Origin of the sequence: Psychrobacter luti (assembly GCF_014192115.1) — a bacterium.
Lineage (GTDB): Bacteria > Pseudomonadota > Gammaproteobacteria > Pseudomonadales > Moraxellaceae > Psychrobacter > Psychrobacter luti.
In genome coordinates this window covers 664,106-684,539 of record NZ_JACHXL010000001.1, presented here as the reverse complement: position 1 = coordinate 684,539, position 20,434 = coordinate 664,106, and the positions used below count along the sequence as shown (strand labels likewise).

Genomic DNA, 20,434 nt, shown 5'->3' with positions numbered 1-20,434 from the left:
GCGAATGTTGGTATTTAGTGTTTGTTCCTCATGGTTTTATCACAATCTGATGGCTTTATCTTCATTTGCATTTTAGCCTGCTGGTTTTGATGAAATTTTCGTTTATCGACTTGATACTGCATTGCCCACCCATCAAAATAACCACCACTAGGGGTCTGTATGTTGCGAATTGTCGATGAAGCCTTAACCTTTGATGACGTTTTATTATTGCCAGCTTATTCTGAAATCCTGCCAAAAGCTGCTGATTTAACGACCCGCCTAACAAAAAATATCACGCTAAACTTACCAATGATTTCTGCTGCAATGGATACCGTCACTGAGTCTGATATGGCCATTACCATGGCACAGCTTGGTGGCTTGGGTATCTTGCATAAGAGCATGGATATCGATAAGCAAGCCATGCAAGTACGCCGTGTCAAAAAATTCGAAGCAGGTACGGTGGTTGACCCTATCACAGTTCATCCAGAGATGACGATTGGTGAGCTACTAAGATTGACCCAAGATAATAATATTTCAGGTGTGCCTGTAGTTGAAAAAGGTACTGATAAGGTAATCGGTATCGTGACCCACCGCGACTGGCGTTTTGAGACCAATTTATCATTGCCAGTTAGTCATATCATGACGCCAAAAGATCAACTGGTCACTGTCAAAGAAGGTGAGAGCAACGAAAATATCAAAAAACTCCTTCATGAGCACCGTATCGAAAAAGTCATTGTGATTAATGATGATTTTCGTCTGCGCGGTCTGATTACGGTCAATGATTTTACCAAAGCAGAAAACAACCCCAATGCTTGTAAAGATGAGCATGGTCGTCTGCGTGTTGGCGCAGCTGTTGGTACAGGCGCTGATACCCAAGCACGTGTTGAAGCATTGATTTCAGCTGACGTCGATATCATCGTTGTTGATACCGCTCATGGTCATTCAAAAGGCGTGATTGATAAAGTTTCTTGGATTAAAAAGAACTTTCCAAACGTTCAAGTTATCGGCGGCAATATTGCCACTGGTGATGCCGCTAAAGCGTTACGCGATGCTGGTGCGGATGCGGTAAAAGTAGGTATCGGTCCAGGGTCTATCTGTACTACGCGTATCATCGCTGGTGTTGGTATGCCACAAATTTCTGCGATTGATAGCGTAGCAAACGCGTTACAAGACAGTATTCCACTGATTGCTGATGGTGGTATTCGCTATTCAGGCGATATGGCAAAAGCCATTGCTGCTGGTGCGTCGTGCATCATGGTTGGTTCATTGATGGCAGGTACTGAAGAAGCACCAGGTGAAGTTGAGCTGTTCCAAGGTCGCTATTATAAAGCCTATCGCGGTATGGGTAGCTTGGGTGCGATGTCAGGTCAAAATGGCTCATCAGATCGCTATTTCCAAGACGCCAAAGATGGTGTGGAGAAATTGGTACCAGAAGGTATCGAAGGTCGTGTCCCTTATAAAGGTCCAGTTTCTGGTATTGTCAATCAGATGATGGGTGGTTTGCGTTCATCAATGGGTTATACCGGTTGTGCTACCATTGAAGAGATGCGTACTAAGCCACAGTTTGTCAAAGTCACTTCAGCGGGTATGAAAGAATCACACGTCCATGATGTGCAGATTACCAAAGAAGCGCCTAACTACCGTGTCAACTAATAGCATTTTTAACGCTGCCTAAGTGCAAATCTACGACTTAGCGGCGTTGTCGTGACGTCGAGATACAAACAGCCAACAATGCCTTGTTATTGTTGGCTGTTTTTTTTGTAAAATACAAGATTGGATTAAGCGTATCTGCGGCTTAGCCTGTACGCACATCTGGTTTTTACTTTTTAATATTGAGGAATAATAATAATGAGCTACTTTGGCACTGATGGTATCCGCGGAAAATTTGGTGAGTTACCTATTACCCCTGATTTTATTTTGAAGTTAGGCTATGTCACGGGATTGGTGCTGATAGAAAATAATAACAACCCTGAGCGTAAACCCAGTGTGGTGATTGGTAAAGATACGCGTCTATCAGGTTATGTGATTGAAGGGGCGCTGCAAGCGGGTTTTAATGCCGCAGGTGTCGACGTACATATGCTAGGGCCGCTACCAACGCCTGCTATTGCGCATCTGACGCGCAGCTTTAATGCTGATGCTGGTGTGGTGATTTCAGCCTCGCACAATCCTTATTTTGATAATGGCATCAAATTTTTCTCAGGTGATGGCAAAAAACTCACCGATGAGCTGCAAAATGCCATTAACGATAAATTGACTGCCATTATGGCTTCCTCTGATAATAATGACGTACTCATGCCTATTCTTGATCCGGCACAATTGGGTAAAAACAATCGTATCAATGATGCCAAAGGGCGCTATATTGAATTTTGCAAAGGTAGCTTCCCTTATCAATACGATTTAGACCATTTAACCGTCGTCGTCGACTGTGCCAATGGCGCAGGCTATAGCGTCGCCCCGCGCGTCATGCGTGAGCTTGGGGCCAATGTGATTGCGATTAATAACGAACCTGATGGTATTAATATCAATGCAAAGTGTGGCTCAACGCATCCTGAAAGTTTGCAAAAAGCCGTACTTGAGCATGAAGCGGATGTCGGTATTGCCCTAGATGGTGATGGTGACCGTATTGTGATGGTCGATGAAGCAGGCGAGTTAGTCGATGGTGATGGTATTTTGTATGTGCTAGCTACCCAAGGTCAAACCAAAGCCAAAGGCGTCGTTGGAACGTTGATGAGTAATATGGGCTTAGAGTTGGCGTTAAAAGACGCTGATATTGAGTTTACCCGTGCAAAAGTGGGCGACCGTTATGTGATGCAAGACCTTGAAGCCAATGGTTGGATATTGGGCGGCGAGCCATCTGGTCATATCTTATGCTTGGATAAAAGCCGTACCGGCGATGCCATTATTGCAGGTTTACAAATACTCGCAGTCATGCAAGCACGCGGTAAAGCGCTTAGTGATTTGACCGAAGGTTTTGAAGTATTACCGCAGAAGCTAGTCAATGTGCGCTTATCTCAAATGCAAGATCCGTTTGAGCACGAAGAGTTGGTCGCCGCTTTTGATAAAGCCCGCGCCACCTTAGAAGGTCGAGGTCGCTTGCTTATCCGTCAATCAGGCACAGAGCCGATGATTCGAGTCATGGTTGAATCAGATGATGAGATAGAGTGTGATGTGATGGCAAATGATTTGGCTGATAAAATAAAAACGGTCTTGGGCTAGGAAATCTTGGGATAAAAAATCTCAGATGTATAGTATTTACGGGTATAGTTTATATTTAAAAGTATAGCGAGAAACAAGCATGAGTATGGATTTTACCGATCAGCGCCTATCCTATGAGAAAGGTCAACTTGACCAACAGTCAGTACCCGCATCACCATTTGAGCTATTAAACGCTTGGATGAATGAGGCCATAGGAGCGCAAGTATCAGAACCGTATGCGATGAGTTTAGCAACTTGTGGGGCGGATAGTAAGCCTAGCGTGCGTATCGTTTTGCTGCGCGAAATTACCGATACAGGTATCGTGTTTTATACCAATTACGAAAGCGCTAAAGGGCAAGATATCGCTGAAAACCCCAATGCTGAAGCGCTGTTTTTTTGGCATCAGCTTGAGCGTCAGATTCGTATCAGTGGCAGTATTGATAAAATCGATGCTAATAAATCAGCCGCTTACTTTCAAAAACGCCCGCACGACAGTCAAGTAGGTGCATGGGTTAGCCAACCGCAAAGTGGTGAAGTGGCAAATCGCACTGTGATGGAGCAAACGTTTGCACAGCTACAGGCCGATTATCCAACAGATAGTCCAGTACCGACCCCTGAGTTTTGGGGTGGCTATGAGATTACGGTTAATGAGATTGAGTTTTGGCAAGGTCGTGCCAACCGTATGCATGACCGTATTATTTATAGCTTAGATAAAAGTGGCTCAGACGGCATGGCAAACTGGACAACCAAACGCTTATTACCATAATGCTTATGCCTTTATAGCCAATGGTTATAGCGCACTGTTTACCGATAAAATAAAGCCCCTCTAAACCTAATAGTATAGGTATTTAGAGGGGCTTTTTTATGCGCTCATAAGTATCACTTATCTTATAATCCTAACAATTGTTCTATTTTTATAGATATGATGCTTGACTGTCTTATGCTCTCGGTTCAAACTATGGTGCTGATTTATGGTCTTTTATAGATGCATAATGACAGAATGATAAAAGACACAGGGCTGTGTTTAATCGTCGTTATAAGGAAAGTAAAATGGATTTTGCCCACATTACTCCGCCAAAAACCCCGAGCGCGTGGCTTGACATGGATGCGCTTGATCATAATATAAAACTGGTCAATAAAAAAACCCAAGCTATTAAACTGCGTTTGGCCACTAAGTCTATTCGTTCTCTCGATGTCCTGCGCTATATCAAAGATAATTCTCCCAACTTTATCGGTCTGATGTCTTACGCCGCTGATGAGTCGTTGTATTTGTTAGAAAATGGCTTTGATAATATTCTTTGCGCTTATCCAACTTTGGATATGGTAAGCATTGCTGCGACTTTTAACTATACCAAGCAAGGCGCGACCATGATTTGGATGGTTGATCGTTCTGAGCATGTTGATTTACTTAATAAAGTCGGTAAAACTCATGACGTCATCATTGATGTTTGCCTTGATATCAATATGTCGATGCCGCTGCCAAAGCTGTATTTTGGTACCAAGCGCTCAGCCTTGATGAGTATCAAAGACGTTAAAAAACTCCTAAAGCATATCAAAAAATGCAGCCATATTAATGTTAGTGCGGCGATGGGTTATGAGGCACAAATTGCTGGTTTACCCGAGCATTTACCGGGTAAAGCCTTGTTGTCGCAAGCCATTCGATTGTTAAAAACCCGCTCACAAAAACAAGTTAGTAAACGTCGCCGCTCAATCGTTGAATATCTTAACAAACAAGGCTATACCCTTAAGCTCGTCAACGGTGGCGGTAGCGGTAGTATGGATTTCACCTCAAGCCAGCCTGAAGTGAGCGAGATAACCGTGGGTTCTGCGTATTATAAACCCGCTTATTTCGATTATATGGATAGCATGCATGAGTTTCAGCCTGCCGCTGGATTTGTGCTGCCTGTGACGCGTCAACCTGAAAAAGGCGTCGTCACTTGTCATAGCGGCGGCTTTATTGCTTCAGGTGCGACAGGTTCGGATAAAGCGCCAGTAATTCATTATCCCAATTATTTGTCATTATTAAATGATGAAGGCTTCGGTGAAGTACAAACGCCGATGGCTATTTCTAAAACGAAAAAGAATGGTAATACATCGCGTATTAGTAGTATCGGCGATGGAGTTTGGTGCCGTCATGCAAAGGCAGGCGAGCTGTGTGAACACTTTAATGAGCTCATTTGCTATCGACAGTCTGAGCAATCTGCAGCAGATGGTTCTACGAGCCATGATTTTGAAAGCGAAGGAACGCTTACAACAATAAATAAAAAAACAAAAAATCAAACAATGACAACCTACCGAGGAGAGGGCAAATGTTTTCATTAAGGCTGTGGCAAGGAAGCAATGAATGGCAAAATTGGGTCGGTTATGAACGTGCTACACCTGAGCAAAAACTTACTCCTTCATCGGTTGCAGAACTGCAAGATATTGTGAAAAACGCACGGGAAAATAAAAAGCGCGTTAGAGTTACGGGTGCGGCGCATTCGTTTAGTGGTTGCGCGAAACCTGAAGAAATTGCCGTCAGTCTGCATAATATGCGCGGTCTTATCTCGGTCGATACAGACGCTAAGCTTGCTACTTTACACGCCGGTACCTATTTATATGAAATCGGAGCAGCACTTAAAGAGTATGGTTTAGCACTAGAAAATATGGGAGACGTGCAAGCGCAGACCATCGCTGGTGCTGCCAGTACGGCGACCCATGGCACGGGAATAACATTGGGCTCCATCGCCAATCAAGTAGTGACATGGGAATGGGTCGATGGCAAAGGAGAAGTACATATCCATCATCGCGGCGATCCAAAAACCGACGAATTGGGCAATGCTTTGCATGCCAGTCTTGGTATGCTGGGTATTTTTACCAAATTGACCCTAAAGGTTGTTGACTTATACGGGCTTAAAGAAGCCAATGAGGTGTTAGGTTTTGAAGAAGGGTTGGCGAGGTTTCATGAGACGGCGCACAGCCATCGTCATTTAGAATGGTTCTTATTTCCTGGTACCAATAAAATTCAGCAAAAGACGCTTTCAGTGATAGCACCTAAAGCTATGACGGGTACACAAAAGCTCAAAGATCATTTCGACAGTGCTATCACCCTCAATGGCGCTTTTTATGTGTTGTGCGAGCTGGCAAGAATGAAGCCATCGCTAACCCAAAAGGTAAGTGAAATCTCCGCAAACTCTATTCCTAATACTAAGCGTGAAGGTTATAGCTATGAGGTGTTTCCGACACCGCGCGGCGTTAAGTTTAATGAGTCTGAGTATTTTATTAAATTATCTGACTTTGACGAGTGTATCTCGGAGGTCAATCATATTTTATTAAAAGACAATAAAGGCTCGCACTTTCCCATCGAAGTGCGCACACATAAAGGCGAAACTGGTATGCTCAGTCCCACTCAAGGAGAGGATTGCGCGGTATTGTCATTCCATGTCTATAAAGGCATGGACTGTGAGCCATTGTTCAAATGGCTATATGAATATATGAAAAAATGGCAGGGTCGACCGCATTGGGGAAAGGTGAATAAATTGAACCATATGGAGCTACAAAATCTGTATCCAAAGCTCAATCGCTTTTTAGAGATTCGCCGAGAGTTTGACCCTGATAATGTCTTTATGAATAGCTGGCTTGAGCAAAAATTTTGTATTTAAAGTTTTAATAAATGAATCAAGTATCAATCATGCATAAAAAGACAGCTCTTAAAGAGCTGTTTTTTTTATTAAACAATAAAACTATTTGGCTTAGCGCTTAATCGAGTCATCATAATTGGCTTCCAAACGCATTGCACGCTGATAGCTATCTATACTTGCCAGTTGTAGCGCATATTGCTTGATATGCATATAGTCTTTTAACGCCCCACGATGAGCAAGCATGATTAAGTCAAACGCTAGCATAAAGTCAGCACCGCTTAATTTATTGCCGATGATAAATGCTTTGTCTTTGACTTCATCATTTAAGTAGCTCAGTACTTTGTGCTTTTCTGCGCTGATATAACCCGCCAAGAATTCATTATCACCAACGCCTGCTTTAGTGGTAAACAGTTCGAGCAGTAGCGGCAACATAAGCGAGCTTTCAGCAAAGTGAATCCACTGCAAATAATGACCATACTCTGCGCTATCGGTAGCAGGGCGCAGACGCTCGGGGGCAAAACGCTCAATCAACATCTCGATAATCGCCCCTGATTCGGCATAAAGCTCGCCACCCATCTCAATAACCGGAGACTTACCGAGTGGATGGATTGCTTTTAGACTGTCTGGTGCTAGATGCGTTTTGGTATCACGTTGATGACTAATTAGCTCGTAAGGTTGCCCCAATTCTTCTAATAGCCATAGCGTACGCAGTGAGCGCGATTGATTAAGATGATGTAAGCGAATCATGATATTAGCCTTTTTACGATATTTTTATATTATGCTTGCAGCTTGGCAAGTAAACGTTTAGCGGCTTCTTCTGATGACGCTGGGTTTTGACCGGTAATCAATAGACCATCTTCAACGACATACGACTCCCAATCCGCACCTTTTTCATAATGACCGCCATTGGCTTTTAACGCATCTTCCAATAAGAAAGGCACAACGTCAGTCAGGCCAACACCTTCTTCTTCAGTATTGGTAAAGCCAGTGACTTTCTTACCTTTGACCAAATACTCGCCATCGATTTTGACGTTTTTAAGCGCGGCAGGAGAGTGACAAACAAAGGCAACCGGCTTGTCTTGTTTAACAAAGGTTTCGATTAACTCGATAGAGTTTTTATCGACTGCCAAATCCCATAATGGACCATGACCACCCGGATAAAAGACGGAGTCAAAGTCTTCGGCTTTTACTTCAGCAAGCTTCTTGGTATTGGCAAGACGCTCTTGAGCTTCAGAGTCTTCTTTAAAGCGTTTGGTGTCTTTTGTTTGCGCATCTGGCGTATCGCTACTAGGGTCAAGAGGTGGTTGACCGCCAGCAGGAGAGGCTAGAGTAATATTGACACCAGCATCCAAGAAAGCATAGTAAGGGGCGGCAAATTCTTCTAGCCAAAATCCCGTTTTTTTGCCTGTATCACCCAATTTATCGTGTGAGGTTAGTACCATTAAAATATTCATAATTGTCCCTATTTATTATTTATATTGATTGCTAAGTTTTAATACTGATTTAATACGAGGTTCATGGCTGTAGCAGCCAGCAATGCTAAAGCTATGCAAAAACCATGTAAAAGGGTCTTTGCTAAAAACTGGCTGCTAACAGTATTAATGTTTTAATCATCATTTTCAGTAATTGTCTTAACGCATTATGTTGTTAAGTGGTTATCTGAAAGTTATTTGAAACTGGCTACTTTATAACTTTATATAACTCGCTTGATATGAACTACTGAACGTCAGCAACTTTAACCACGGTTTTACCGAAGTTTTTACCTTCTAGCATGTCAAAGAAAGCTTGTGGTGCTTGTGCTAAGCCATCGACGATATGCTCTTTGGTTTTGACTTTACCTGACTCAACCCATTCACCCATGATTTTTAAGAATTCTGGGAAATGGTCGCCATACTCTTCAAAGATGATAAAGCCTTTGATAGTCAGGCGCTGACTGAGGATATGACCCATCAACATACCTAGGCGGTCTTTGCCATCAGGAAGATCAGTTGCGTTATATTGTGACACCAAGCCGCATACTGGAATACGCGCATGAGCATTTAATAATGGCAATACGCCATCTAATACTTTGCCACCGACGTTTTCATAATAGATATCGATACCATCTGGGCAAGCGTTTTTAAGCTGTTCGGCAAAGTCGTCGGCTTTATGGTCGATACAAATATCAAAACCCAGTTCTTCGACTGCATAAGCACATTTTTCTGCACCGCCTGCGACACCGACCGTACGTAAGCCTAAATGATTACCGACTTGTCCAACCGTTGCGCCCACAGGACCAGTCGCCGCAGCTACTACTAAGGTTTCGCCTTTTTTTGGTTTGCCAATATCGGTCAAACCCATATAACCGGTAAAGCCTGGCATACCAAGGACACCAAGACCATAAGAAGGGTTTGACATGTTCTTATCAAGCTTTAGCACGCCTTCGCCATCACTGACGCTATAATCCTGCCAGCCTGAATTTGATACGACCAAATCACCGACGGCAAATTTATCGATATTAGACTCGACGACTTGGGCAACCGTTCCGCCTAGCATGACATCGCCAATTTCTAATGGGTCAGCATAGCTTTTTGAAGCACTCATACGTCCGCGCATATAGGGGTCAAGTGACATATATACGGTACGCAGTAGCATTTGATTGTCATTAGGAGTTGGGATGTCGCTGGTGGTTAGCTCGAAATTATCGCTGGTTGGCACGCCATTAGGACGGCTGGCAAGTTTGATTTGACGGTTTTGTTTTTGGTTTTGTTGTGCATTAAAATTATTATCAAAGCTCATGTTAAAGCTCCTTATTGTAGTTATTAGTTGTAGTTATTCATTTTTGTTTTAAAGTTTTAAAGTCAGTAGCCATGCCAAAGTGAATGGCTACCGATTGTTGTGACAATAAAAAGTTATAAGGTTTGTGACGATTAAGCTTTGCTAGTAACGGCGCGTTCTAAAATTCGGCGTGATACAGCTAAGTCATTTTTACCGTGTTCACCCAGTTTCACCATTTTGTGTGCTTCAAGTTGCTTGATGATAGGGTCAATGGCTGACTCGGTTAATTCTGCATCTTCTAAGCTAACTGGCAATCCAAGCTCGCGGAAGAAGTTCTCAGTATGAACAATAGCAGTTTCGATGATGGTGTCATCGTCTAAATCTGTATCTGCAATGTTCCAAACGTTACGCGCATACTGAAGCAGTTTATCTTTTTTACTGTCTTTAAGCTCACGCAATACTGACGGCAATACAATGGTTAGCGTACGGGCATGATCAATCGCATGCAGTGAGGTCAGTTCATGACCAATCATATGCGTCGTCCAATCTTGCGGTACACCAGTACCAATCAGACCATTCAATGCCATGGTTGCTGTCCACATAATATTTTTACGCGTTTCTAAATTCTCTGGATCGGCTTTGACTGCTGCGCCTTCTTCAATCAGAATTTTTAATAAGCTCTCAGAAAATGCATCTTGAACTTTCGCATTGACTGGATAAGTCAGGTACTGTTCCATCACGTGGACAAATGCATCTGCAACACCGTTCATTACTTGACGCTCAGGCAATGTTAGCGTCTTAGTCGGATCTAAAATTGAGAACTTAGGGAAGACCAACGGACTACGGAAAGGTAGTTTTGCTTGACGTTCACTATGATTAACAACACCGCCATTATTCATCTCAGAACCAGTCGCTGGAATAGTCAATACCGCACCCAAATCGATGGCAGTGTCTATGTTTGCACAACCACTGAGCAGTGCATCCCATGCTTTCTCACGTGAGACAGTATTGTTTTTGCTGTCATCTTCAGTAAATGAAGAGACGAGCGCGACGAATTTACTGCCATCAATGACTGAACCACCACCAACGGCTAATAAGAAATCAATATTATGCTCGTTCACCATATCAGCGGCTTTTAGCAAGGTGGTGAATTCTGGATTGGCTTCAATACCACCAAACTCAAATACTTCACGATTACCATTCGCTGATAGCGCATTCTTTACTTCATCTAACGTACCGGTACGCTGTGCTGAACCGCCACCATAAGTGATTAATACACGTGCCTCTGTTGGCACTAGCTCTGATAACTGTTTGATTTGACCTTCGCCAAAGACGATACGGACGGGATTGTAATATTGAAAGTTATTCATAATATTCCTAGTTTTTAATGATAAGTTGTGATGTAAGTGCTAATGAGTGACGTCTTTTATATCGATATGCGTCATAGCGATTATTTCCATCTGTGCGCATTGTACATGAATTAGACCGGTCGTCTAGTAATTTTGTTATCAATTTTACAAAACTATCGCATAACTGAAAATAATGATTATTTGATTTAAGATTTAAATAAGGAGTTAGCGACCAAGCTGTGAGGTGGTCATCAGCCATACTTCTGCCAATGGCGTATCTGTTTGACTGATTTTTGCAACTAAGCTAGCACCCAACCAAGAAAAATACCAACGCTTTGCCATACTTTCGGCAGCCATATTATCAGGATGAGGCACAGAACCGTCTGCCCAGCCGGCTTTGACTTGGGTTGCTAACCAAGTAATCGTTTGCTGATAGCCGGCGTGTAAGACTTTGCGCATCGGCTCCGACATATCTGAAACCTCGGCACTAAGCTTCACTACCAAGCATTTTTCGTGATCGCAGCCGTTTTGTTGGGTGTCGTACCAATTTTGGAAATAGTTATATATCTTCTGTTGCGCGCTAATGTTTTCGGCAGCAATTGCATCGAGGCGATTTTTATAGTTGGCAAAATAATGCTCGATAATGGCTTCACCAAAGGCCTCTTTTGACGCAAAGTAATGATAAAATGAGCCTTTGGGTACACCAGCGGTATCAAGGATTTGTTTGATGCCGACAGCGGTAAAACCTTTTTGTGCAATGAGTTGATAGCCTATCGCTAACAGGTGCGCTCTAGTATCTGGTGGAGCAGTGGTTGTAATAGTGGACATGAAGAGGATGTTCTCCTTAGATCTTTATTTGGTTATATCGTTAAATATAAGTTAGTTAGAGTATTATTTTAAGCGTTACGTTTTTTCAACAATACTTAGTGATAATTGATTCTTGTTTTTATGCTTACTATGTTAGCATTAGACCAGTCGTCTAGCAAGTTGCATTTGTTATCGATGGTTAGTAGCAAATGATTGTTTCACATTACCGTTTCATAAAACCCTCATTTCCCAACACAACCATTGCACATAACTGTTTTGCTGTTTACCTATTCCAAATGTAGCAGCTCGCTGCTTTAATTAATTAAGCGTTTTAATAAACCAAACGTTTTAAATAACAAACATAAAATAAATAAGGATTATTATGTCAACCGATACTAAGAATACGCAGAAAAGTGCTTATAGCGATTTCCATCTGCAATATATCGCCGGTACTTGGCAACAAGGTAAAGATGATAGCGTCAATACTGATGTCGATCCATATAATGGCGACACGCTGGTCGAGATTAAACAGGCTACCAGCAAGCAGCTTGATGAAGCCTATCAAGCAGCAAATGCGGCGCAAAAAGAATGGGCGCAAAAGACGCCAGCTGAGCGTGCCAGCTTAATGTATAACGTTGTTAATGTCTTAGATCAGCGTCAAGACGAAATTGTCGATTGGCTCATCAAAGAGTCGGGAAGTACGCGTATCAAAGCAATGGTAGAGTTCGGTAGTGCGCGTGCGATTACGCTTGAAGCTGCCAGTTTCCCTAACCGTGTCCATGGTGAGATTCGCGCATCAAACACGCCAGGTAAAGAAAACTTCGTTTACCGTGAGCCAATCGGTGTGGTAGCCGTTATTAGCCCATGGAACTTTCCGCTACATCTTACTCAGCGTTCTATCGCGCCTGCATTAGCACTTGGTAACGCGGTCGTACTTAAGCCTGCAAGTGACACGCCTATTACGGGTGGGTTACTGTTAGCAAAAGTATTCGAAGAAGCCGGTCTGCCAAAAGGGCTGCTCAACGTCGTCGTTGGTGCGGGTAGTGAGATTGGTGATGCCATCGTCACTCATGATATTCCAAGCTTTGTATCATTTACTGGTTCAACCTCAGTCGGCAAACACATTGGCGAGCTGGCCAATGGCGGCGACTATATCAAACAAGTTGCGCTTGAGCTCGGCGGTAACAGTCCATTTGTGGTATTAAAAGACGCGGATATTGAGCAGGCAGTTAAAGCAGCAGCCTTTGGTAAGTTCTTGCATCAAGGTCAAATTTGCCTCGCTATTAACCGTATCATCGTCGAAGACGAGATTTATGATGACTTTGTTGAGCGCTTCTTAGCTCATGTTAAAACCTTAAACGTCGGTGATCCAGACAAGCAAGATACGGCAGTCGGTCCAATCATTAATGAAAAACAAGTCAAATCGCTGAAAGAAAAAATCGCTAAAGCACAGGAAGAAGGTGCCAAAATGATTTTAAGTGGTGAGATTAAAGGTCAAGTAGTACCGCCGCATATCTTTACTGAAGTGACGCGCGAGATGGATTTGTCACGTAATGAAGTATTCGGGCCATTGGTCGGTATCATCCGTGCCAAAGATGAAGATGATGCGTTATCGATAGCTAATGATTCCATGTATGGTCTATCGAGTGCGGTATTTACAGCAGATATGCAAAAAGGTCTGCGCTTTGCTCGCGGTATCAGAGCGGGCATGACCCATATTAATGATATCTCAGTCAACGATGAGAGCAATATGCCATTTGGCGGTGAGAAAAACTCAGGTATTGGTCGCTTTAATGGTGAGTGGATACTGGAAGAATTTACTAGAACGCATTGGATATCAATGCAAAACGAACCGCGTCAATATCCGTTTTAATCAGTGCATTCTAATCAATGCGTTATAGATAAACGCACTTAGATGTAGTTAGATAAATGTTTCGATATAAAAAAAGACCGCCTGAATGGTGGTCTTTTTTTTATTTATACGCAATGATTCTAAAATTTTATAGTTCTAATGTTGTTTAGAATGAAAGCCTAGTAATGCTTCAATCTCTTCGATAGTCATATGTCGAACCAAAGCTTGCTCTTCTACTGTCAGACGGTTGGTATGTTCTTTTATCATTGTATGGATGCTACGAGAGATCTCAGATGTCGTTGCATAATACATTTGCGGCTGTTCTTTAGTCAGTAGGGTCAAAAATCTATTAACGATTTTACGTTTCTCAATCGGTGCATGCGCTTCTGTCATGACAATCTCCTAAAAGTGAACCATTTACGCAGTCAAATTAACTGTGGTCATTACCTATGATGGTAATGGTGAAGGTAAATATCAAGCTATATGCTACTTTAGAGTTTTATGCGGCTGTAAATTATAGAATGTCAGTTATCGAATATCACTTATCGAGTATAAGCTATCGAATATCAGTTATTAGATACAGATTGGGCTAAGATAAGACTATCCAATCTAGCGCTTTATATCAATTATAGCTGTATATGATAACTACTTTAATGAACCACCACTTGAATGAACCACCGTAGTCATATAGTTTAGGTGGCATTATAATTAACATTCATATAAAATGAATCTATGAGACATACCTTCTAACTTTTATTATAAGAAGTCTGCTATGCAATCGATTAATTTACCTAGCAAGCTACCAAGCTCGCCGCATCCCATACTCAACTTGAGCTTTCGGATATTTTTTAGCGCAGGCGCACTGTTTGCCATTATAACCATGGCGTTGTGGGCATTTGTGTTTACTGGGCATACAGATATCGATGCGCAAACGTTGAATCCGCTGTATTGGCATGGTCATGAAATGATTTATGGTTATGCGCTGGCCATCGTGGCAGGATTTTTATTGACTGCGGTAAAGACTTGGACGGGCGTTATGATGCCGCACGGCTATAAGCTGCTCGGTATTTTTGTCTGTTGGTTGTTGGCGCGTTTGAGCTGGGTAGGATTTGGCTTGGGTATCACGGTTGCTGGTAGCAGCGCGGCGTTACTATATGCGGCGGCGGTATTCGATTTATTGTTCATCGGCACGATGGCTTTTGTGATTTTCCGTGCAGTATTACAAGTTAAGCAATATAAGCAAATGGGGATTTTAGCCAAGCTTGCACTATTAACAGTGGGCAATGCTTTGTGCTATTGGGGTATTATCAGCGCCAATATGACTCTGACCAAGGTTGGCGTTTATTTAGGTTTTTATCTGATTATCGGCTTGGTATTGACCATCGGTCGCCGCGTGGTGCCGTTCTTTATTGAGCGTGGTCTAAGTGTGCCAAATGCTCAAGGCGAAACCGAAGTAGTGACGGTACGTAATAATAAAGCGCAGGATATCGCCAGCTTATTGTTCTTCTTTGCCTTTTTTATCACTGATATGTTTTATCCCAATAAATACTTACTGACCATCAGTGCGCTTGGGGTGGCGGTGGTCAATATTGTACGCTTAATAGGCTGGTATCATCGCGGTATTTGGCAAAAACCGTTACTATGGTCGTTATATATCGCCTTTTTAGGGATGTGTGTGAGCTTTGTATTGTACGCACTGCAGCCATGGTTAGGCTACAATCACAGCATTGCGGTACATGGATTATCGATTTCCGGTATTGGCATGATGACGGTGGCGATGATGGCGCGGGTGTCACTCGGCCATACGGGGCGCAGTATCCATCAGCCACCCAAAATCGTCAATGCAATGTTCGCGCTTATGGTAGTGGCGTTTGTCAGTCGGGTATTTTTGCCATTAATAGATATGAGTCATTACTTATTATGGATTATGCTGGCACAAAGCGCTTGGATAGCTTGTTTTGCCTTGTTTTGTATCAGTTATTTGCCGATACTGGCACGCCCGCGACCAGATGGTTTATTTGGCTAATAAGGTGTTAAAACGGTTAAAATGCAATTGATTTAAAATCTAAGTAATTTAAAAGCTAAAGCAACTTAAAAATTAGCATTTTAAAACGTAACATTATTTCAAATTATAAAGTTAATAGTTATAACAAACATTGGAGTGCAAAAAATGCGACTGACCAACTATAGTGATTATGCGCTGCGCTCATTAATTTATTTGGCGACCAAGCCTGAGCCGCATCTATTAGCAAATATCAGTGATATTGCTAACAGTTATCACATTTCTAGAAGTCATTTGACCAAGATTATTCATCAGCTCGGGCAACTTGGCTACATAGACAGCGTGCGCGGTAAAAACGGCGGGATTCGCTTGGCGTGTGCGCCAAAAGACATCAATTTGGGTGTGTTAATCAAACAGATTGAGCCTGATTTTAATTTGGTTGAATGTTTTTCGACCGATTTATTGATTAATCCTAAGCCTGATAGCTCTTTTAATGGTACTGACGATAATGCGGTTGCCAAAGATTTGTCTTTGACGCTGATTGATGAGGAAGCAAGTGCGGAGGTCAAGTCAGGTTGTATTATTAGTCCTGTCTGTCAGCTAAAACAGGTATTTTTTGAAGCGTTGACCGCTTTTATCAACGTCCTTGAGCGTTATACATTGGCAGATATTATCAGTAATGAAGCAGAGCTTGCGGAGTTATTATTTTATAGAAATGGCCTAAATAGCTTTGTAAAATAGAAGCTTTATATATAATAGCGTCACAAAAAAAGGCTGCCCAACTAGTAATAGTATGGGCAGCCTTTTTTATTATCAATTTTTTAAGCATTTAAGCATTTAAGCATTTTCAAGCTTAGGACGGGCTTTATGAATGGCTTTTAATAAAGCTTTTTCAAACTCACCCTCTTTAAACTTCACTAAATAAGAATGCGCAGCACAGAAGTTACGTACCTCGCGCCATTCTTGCGCTAGATTGGTCGCCCAGTCGCAATACTGTTTGCCAGCATCAGACTCATCTTTTAGTGCTTTTTTGGTGGTTGGGTGCAATAACAGTTCCGGTAGCACCGCTTCTAGTAGTTTTGTTGGTGGACTCATAAAAGTATCATCGACGTGCAAGCTTTTACTGGCAGGATGGAATATCAATAGCGAGCCTGCATGAATCATCTCATTGGGCGAGATATAATGAATACCTTCTGACATAGAAAACTTCAGCTCAGGGTAGCGTTTGGCAACCGCATCGCTTTCGACCAAATCGTCTGCCCATTGAATTTCGGGGATCTTTTTATGATGACGGCTACTGCCATAAAAAGTTGCTTGCGGGAAATCTTTTGCCATTTGTGCGCAGTGAACAGTATGAAAGGGGTGTACATTGAGTACTGCCTCGACATCTTGCCCATTATTGGTTAAGGCCATTATCTCAGCGCGTACGTCACCGGTGAGCTCGTAGCTGTCTAAAAATATAAAGCGCCCTGAAGCTAATTTTACAAGCGAGCACTGAGTGCCTATATTTAGCACCCCGCCCAAGCGAAACGTACCGCGAATATTCCAAAATCCTGCACCCAAATCATGTATTTTATCGGTCATTGATACTTTTCCTTAATGGTTGTTTTCTTAGTTTTTTAATTATTAGTAATAGCAATGAATTATGCATACGTTCTGATTATGGTTTTTTAAGCATGCAAAGTCTGTAAGGAAATAGATATCAGCCATATAGATGTGTAAATATTAAAAATTGGTTAGAGTACTGCTTTGACTGTAATGTAATTCAAAATAGCGTTCTGCTGGTAAAAATTCTCCTTCCTTCTCTCCTTGCTTGCTGTGTGCTTCATACTCCAGTGGCTGCGCAAAATTTATCCCAGCCGTGCTGTATTCTTTTTAGCTTAAATTGACTATACGCAGTTTTTATAATCGTAGGCCGATATACGAGGGCTGTTGCCATAATTTTCGTTATTACACAAAAACTTATCGAAGCGGGTATCACCATTTATGTAGCGATGCATCCAAGCAATGCCCGGCTTGCTCAGTAATTTCTCATTAAAGCGATAGCTTGGACAAAAGTGGCTACCGTTTTTTATCTCAATTTTCATTTTTGGCCCAGCAGCAGCATTATAAAAAGGACTGCTATATTTCTTATTGGAAGCAATACGGTCGTTCTGGCAGGTAATAAATAAAGCAGGTGTATTTATGTCGCCATAGTCTTTATCATGATAGGGCGTTTGCGGAATAATGGCGCGTACGTCACTGCGTTTGGTCGCTAACTGCAGCGCGCCACCACCGCCCATTGACCAACCGATAGCGCCCAAACGTTTGCTATCTATCTGAGCACCCACCGTACTGTCGCTAAGCATATGGTCGAGAGCAGCACTTAGCTGCGTCGCTCGGCTATCTGGGTTATCATAAATAGAGTTGGTATCAATAGTAATAACCACAAAGCCCCAAGATGCCAGACGCGGGCCCCACCATTTAATAGACGCTTCGTAAGACACATAACCAGGAATGACTGCGATGCCGCCTAACAGACCACAGTCGCCAGCATTGGTTGGATAATGAATGGTTCCGCCACCAAAGCCATTTTCCAGCTGCCGAAGAACGGGTTTGCTAGCCACAGTAAAAGGACCGTTATCACGCGTAGCTGACAGTTCAGCTGCAGTAATGACACTGTCAGGAATACAGTTTGATGTAGGCGATGCTGATGTTGTTGTGGTTAAAGGTATTTTAGTTGCGGGTATTTTGGTTGTTAAAGTGGCGGTTGATAGTTCATTAATTGAAAGCTTTTCAATTGAGTCTACCTTTTCTGACGTAACCGCTGTCACATTCATAGAAACAATCAGTGTGCCTGTCGCGGCAATCAATCTTGGATAAAAAGGGGTGTTTAACATGATAAAGGATCTGTTAGATGAAGGTTTGTTTTATGCGCTATGTTGTTTTAGAGCTTAAGTTGGTCTGTTGTTTATGCGCTACGGTTCACAAAGTAGCGATATCAATCATAAATTGCAGGGCAAAATAATGGTAGACAGTAATCTATTAGCTGTCAAAAATATCAGTCACCTCTACAGTGTTAAACCTAGCCTAGCTTTTAGTTATAAGCGCTTTAATCATAAGTACTTTAACGATAACTGATTTCATAAATAGCACTGTGAATAACACACCGAAACCTGAGTCTGGTATTTGCTGTGATAAACTCACAAATTATGCATCATTTTATAGTAAGTCATAAGTTTTACTATTATCACAATTTCATTCTATCAGTTTATCTCTATCACCTATGCCGTCTAGCTTCGAGCTAAAAGAGGCGTCCAACATAGTCAGTACTACTTTGAATAATAATATAAATAACAGTATAGATAACGACATCAATGCTAATGGCAATGGCAAAGATAGCAATGACATTAGCCACCATATTCAACCGCCTACTCAGCTACCCAATCAACCGCTGCCATTTGATGCGCCCTCATGGGTATTGAAGCTGACGATTGGTTTGATTGGGATGTTTGCTTTTTTGCAGGTCTATTCTATTCAGGCTATTTTGCCGGTGTTGATGGTGGATTTTTCGGCAACTGAGGTGCAGGCAGGCATGATCGTCGGTGCTACCATATTGGCGATTGCTATCATGTCGCCATTTTTAGGTATGCTTTCTGATGCGGTGGGGCGCAAATCATTTATTGTTGGGGCGCTATTATTTTTAGCCATACCCACTGCATTAATTGCCCAAAGCCCAGATATTGGCTGGATGGGTATGTGGCGGTTTATGCAGGGATTGTCTGTGCCTGGTATTACGGTGGTGACGATTGCTTATATCGGTGAAGAGTTTGAGGGGCGTGCGGTTACTGAGCTGATGTCATTTTATGTGTCAGGCTCGGTGCTTGGCGGCTTTATGGGGCGTTTTTTACTTGGGCACTTGCATGAGCTGATTGGTTGGCGCGCCGGATACTATGTGATGGCAGCTATGACGCTTGTCGGAGCGCTGTGGGTCGGTAAAATGCTGCCATCGTCACGGCACTTTATCGCCAATCCCAACTTTCGCTCAGCCATGCAGACCCTTGGTGAGCATTTAGTCAACCGTTATGTCGTCACGTCCTGCTTACTTGGTGCCTGTGTTCTGTTCTCTTTGGTAGGCTGCTTTACCTTCATTAACTTGCATCTCGCGGACACGCCTTATGAATTAAGTACGGGTGCGCTTGCCAATATTTTTGCCGTGTATTTAATCGGGGTTATCATCACGCCATTGTCGACGACGTTGCTACGCCGATTTGGCTCAGCGCGTACGGTTCGAGTAGCGATAGTTATCTCGATGCTTGGCGTGCTGCTAACACTGCTGACACCGCTTTGGGGAGTCGTGATAGGGCTTGCTGTCATGTCCACTGGGGTTTTTATTACCCAAGCTGCTACCATCAGCTATATCGCAGTCAATGTTAAAAAAGGACGCTCATTGGCCTCTGGCTTATATTATATGGGCTATTACGCAGGCGGCACGATGGGCGCGTGGCTATGCGGCATCGCTTATGCGCGTGGGCAATGGTCGCTGACCGTTTGGTTATTATTATTTGTACAAGTGCTTGCGTTATTAGTCGCTAGCATCGGCATGGTTAAAAAAACTGCCCGCGCGAATTAAGGCAGTTTTTGATACCATGATTTTTAATACAGCACCTTTTTATTTTTACACCGTATCTTTTATCACAATGTTGCCATAGCATAATAATTTAAGTATTTAAATGCGAATTAATGTACCTGTAGTCGTATGCTACTTACGCAAGCACGCTTTACATAGCCTGGGTTTTTTCTTACTATCAATAGCATCTTATTAAGAATGACGATAAGCAGCACAATCATCTATCACCGGGTTTATGCCGATAATCATGGTGAAAAAGACAAT

At 42.5% G+C, this 20,434-nt stretch carries 17 protein-coding genes; 9 read left to right on the top strand and 8 right to left on the bottom strand.

Translation table 11 applies throughout. The features are described from left to right. Positions 1–159: 159 nt before the first annotated feature. The 5 genes from guaB to FHS24_RS02675 all read left to right on the top strand — a co-directional run bounded on the left by guaB (position 160) and on the right by FHS24_RS02675 (position 6,815). On the top strand, positions 160–1,632 hold the full coding sequence (guaB, locus tag FHS24_RS02695; protein ID WP_183618486.1) for an IMP dehydrogenase: 1,473 nt from the start codon (positions 160–162) through the stop codon (positions 1,630–1,632). A 195-nt stretch (positions 1,633–1,827) separates the two neighbouring features. Beyond that, positions 1,828–3,195: a phosphoglucosamine mutase gene (glmM, locus tag FHS24_RS02690; protein ID WP_183618485.1), complete on the top strand. Its 1,368-nt coding sequence runs from the start codon at positions 1,828–1,830 to the stop codon at positions 3,193–3,195. Positions 3,196–3,274: 79 nt separating this feature from the next. Beyond that, positions 3,275–3,940 carry a pyridoxamine 5'-phosphate oxidase gene (gene pdxH / locus FHS24_RS02685; protein WP_227671700.1) on the top strand — a complete coding sequence of 222 codons (666 nt, stop codon included), beginning with the start codon at positions 3,275–3,277 and terminating at the stop codon, positions 3,938–3,940. 284 nt (positions 3,941–4,224) lie between these two features. Next, positions 4,225–5,496 carry an alanine racemase gene (locus tag FHS24_RS02680; protein ID WP_183618484.1) on the top strand — a complete coding sequence of 424 codons (1,272 nt, stop codon included), beginning with the start codon at positions 4,225–4,227 and terminating at the stop codon, positions 5,494–5,496. After that, positions 5,484–6,815: a D-arabinono-1,4-lactone oxidase gene (locus FHS24_RS02675; RefSeq protein ID WP_183618483.1), complete on the top strand. Its 1,332-nt coding sequence runs from the start codon at positions 5,484–5,486 to the stop codon at positions 6,813–6,815. The genes FHS24_RS02680 and FHS24_RS02675 overlap by 13 nt, the downstream gene beginning before the upstream one ends. A 90-nt stretch (positions 6,816–6,905) precedes the next feature. Here the strand turns inward: FHS24_RS02675 and FHS24_RS02670 are convergent, their stop codons facing one another. The 5 genes from FHS24_RS02670 to FHS24_RS02650 all read right to left on the bottom strand — a co-directional run bounded on the left by FHS24_RS02670 (position 6,906) and on the right by FHS24_RS02650 (position 11,728). Then, positions 6,906–7,541, bottom strand: a complete 636-nt coding sequence (locus tag FHS24_RS02670; RefSeq protein WP_183618482.1) for a glutathione S-transferase family protein — start codon at positions 7,539–7,541, stop codon at positions 6,906–6,908. A gap of 29 nt (positions 7,542–7,570) precedes the next feature. Next, positions 7,571–8,248 (bottom strand): type 1 glutamine amidotransferase domain-containing protein, encoded by a 678-nt coding sequence (locus FHS24_RS02665; protein ID WP_183618481.1) that lies wholly within the window; start codon positions 8,246–8,248, stop codon positions 7,571–7,573. A gap of 262 nt (positions 8,249–8,510) precedes the next feature. Then, a complete protein-coding gene (locus FHS24_RS02660) occupies positions 8,511–9,572 on the bottom strand; it encodes an NADP-dependent oxidoreductase (protein ID WP_183618480.1) in 1,062 nt (353 codons plus the stop codon). 131 nt (positions 9,573–9,703) lie between these two features. Further along, positions 9,704–10,921, bottom strand: a complete 1,218-nt coding sequence (locus tag FHS24_RS02655; RefSeq protein ID WP_183618479.1) for an iron-containing alcohol dehydrogenase — start codon at positions 10,919–10,921, stop codon at positions 9,704–9,706. A gap of 204 nt (positions 10,922–11,125) precedes the next feature. Beyond that, positions 11,126–11,728, bottom strand: coding sequence for a TetR/AcrR family transcriptional regulator (locus tag FHS24_RS02650; RefSeq protein WP_183618478.1), 603 nt, complete (start codon positions 11,726–11,728; stop codon positions 11,126–11,128). A 361-nt stretch (positions 11,729–12,089) separates the two neighbouring features. Here FHS24_RS02650 and FHS24_RS02645 point away from each other — a divergent pair, with 361 nt between their 5' ends. Continuing rightward, complete coding sequence (locus FHS24_RS02645; protein WP_183618477.1) at positions 12,090–13,580, top strand: aldehyde dehydrogenase family protein; 1,491 nt, start codon at positions 12,090–12,092, stop codon at positions 13,578–13,580. A 135-nt stretch (positions 13,581–13,715) separates the two neighbouring features. Here FHS24_RS02645 and FHS24_RS02640 read toward each other — a convergent pair whose 3' ends face one another. Next, positions 13,716–13,952, bottom strand: coding sequence for a hypothetical protein (locus FHS24_RS02640; RefSeq protein WP_183618476.1), 237 nt, complete (start codon positions 13,950–13,952; stop codon positions 13,716–13,718). 379 nt (positions 13,953–14,331) lie between these two features. On the opposite strand from FHS24_RS02640, the gene FHS24_RS02635 reads away from it, so the two are divergent. Continuing rightward, the gene (locus FHS24_RS02635; RefSeq protein ID WP_183618475.1) at positions 14,332–15,585 is read left to right on the top strand and encodes an NnrS family protein; all 1,254 of its coding nucleotides are present in this window, start codon (positions 14,332–14,334) and stop codon (positions 15,583–15,585) included. A 144-nt stretch (positions 15,586–15,729) separates the two neighbouring features. Further along, positions 15,730–16,302: an Rrf2 family transcriptional regulator gene (locus tag FHS24_RS02630; RefSeq protein WP_183618474.1), complete on the top strand. Its 573-nt coding sequence runs from the start codon at positions 15,730–15,732 to the stop codon at positions 16,300–16,302. Between the two features lie 96 nt (positions 16,303–16,398). Here the strand turns inward: FHS24_RS02630 and FHS24_RS02625 are convergent, their stop codons facing one another. Both FHS24_RS02625 and FHS24_RS02620 read right to left on the bottom strand, forming a co-directional pair. Next, a complete protein-coding gene (locus FHS24_RS02625; protein WP_183618473.1) occupies positions 16,399–17,145 on the bottom strand; it encodes a hypothetical protein in 747 nt (248 codons plus the stop codon). Positions 17,146–17,450: 305 nt separating this feature from the next. Next, entirely contained in the window at positions 17,451–18,440 is a 990-nt protein-coding gene (locus tag FHS24_RS02620; protein WP_183618472.1) for a dienelactone hydrolase family protein, read from the bottom strand. 587 nt (positions 18,441–19,027) lie between these two features. Between FHS24_RS02620 and FHS24_RS02615 the strand changes: the two genes are divergently transcribed. Continuing rightward, positions 19,028–20,173: an MFS transporter gene (locus FHS24_RS02615; protein ID WP_265088148.1), complete on the top strand. Its 1,146-nt coding sequence runs from the start codon at positions 19,028–19,030 to the stop codon at positions 20,171–20,173. Positions 20,174–20,434: the final 261 nt, after the last annotated feature.

What these genes read in the sequence shown, in the direction of transcription:
- FHS24_RS02660 (WP_183618480.1), bottom strand. Translation starts at nt 9,572, where the DNA reads ATGAGCTTTGATAATAATTTTAATGCACAACAAAACCAAAAACAAAAC.
- FHS24_RS02665 (WP_183618481.1), bottom strand. Translation starts at nt 8,248, where the DNA reads ATGAATATTTTAATGGTACTAACCTCACACGATAAATTGGGTGATACA.
- FHS24_RS02670 (WP_183618482.1), bottom strand. Translation starts at nt 7,541, where the DNA reads ATGATTCGCTTACATCATCTTAATCAATCGCGCTCACTGCGTACGCTA.
- FHS24_RS02640 (WP_183618476.1), bottom strand. Translation starts at nt 13,952, where the DNA reads ATGACAGAAGCGCATGCACCGATTGAGAAACGTAAAATCGTTAATAGA.
- guaB (WP_183618486.1), top strand. Translation starts at nt 160, where the DNA reads ATGTTGCGAATTGTCGATGAAGCCTTAACCTTTGATGACGTTTTATTA.
- FHS24_RS02680 (WP_183618484.1), top strand. Translation starts at nt 4,225, where the DNA reads ATGGATTTTGCCCACATTACTCCGCCAAAAACCCCGAGCGCGTGGCTT.
- FHS24_RS02630 (WP_183618474.1), top strand. Translation starts at nt 15,730, where the DNA reads ATGCGACTGACCAACTATAGTGATTATGCGCTGCGCTCATTAATTTAT.
- pdxH (WP_227671700.1), top strand. Translation starts at nt 3,275, where the DNA reads ATGAGTATGGATTTTACCGATCAGCGCCTATCCTATGAGAAAGGTCAA.
- FHS24_RS02635 (WP_183618475.1), top strand. Translation starts at nt 14,332, where the DNA reads ATGCAATCGATTAATTTACCTAGCAAGCTACCAAGCTCGCCGCATCCC.
- FHS24_RS02625 (WP_183618473.1), bottom strand. Translation starts at nt 17,145, where the DNA reads ATGACCGATAAAATACATGATTTGGGTGCAGGATTTTGGAATATTCGC.
- FHS24_RS02620 (WP_183618472.1), bottom strand. Translation starts at nt 18,440, where the DNA reads ATGTTAAACACCCCTTTTTATCCAAGATTGATTGCCGCGACAGGCACA.
- FHS24_RS02645 (WP_183618477.1), top strand. Translation starts at nt 12,090, where the DNA reads ATGTCAACCGATACTAAGAATACGCAGAAAAGTGCTTATAGCGATTTC.
- FHS24_RS02675 (WP_183618483.1), top strand. Translation starts at nt 5,484, where the DNA reads ATGTTTTCATTAAGGCTGTGGCAAGGAAGCAATGAATGGCAAAATTGG.
- FHS24_RS02655 (WP_183618479.1), bottom strand. Translation starts at nt 10,921, where the DNA reads ATGAATAACTTTCAATATTACAATCCCGTCCGTATCGTCTTTGGCGAA.
- FHS24_RS02650 (WP_183618478.1), bottom strand. Translation starts at nt 11,728, where the DNA reads ATGTCCACTATTACAACCACTGCTCCACCAGATACTAGAGCGCACCTG.
- glmM (WP_183618485.1), top strand. Translation starts at nt 1,828, where the DNA reads ATGAGCTACTTTGGCACTGATGGTATCCGCGGAAAATTTGGTGAGTTA.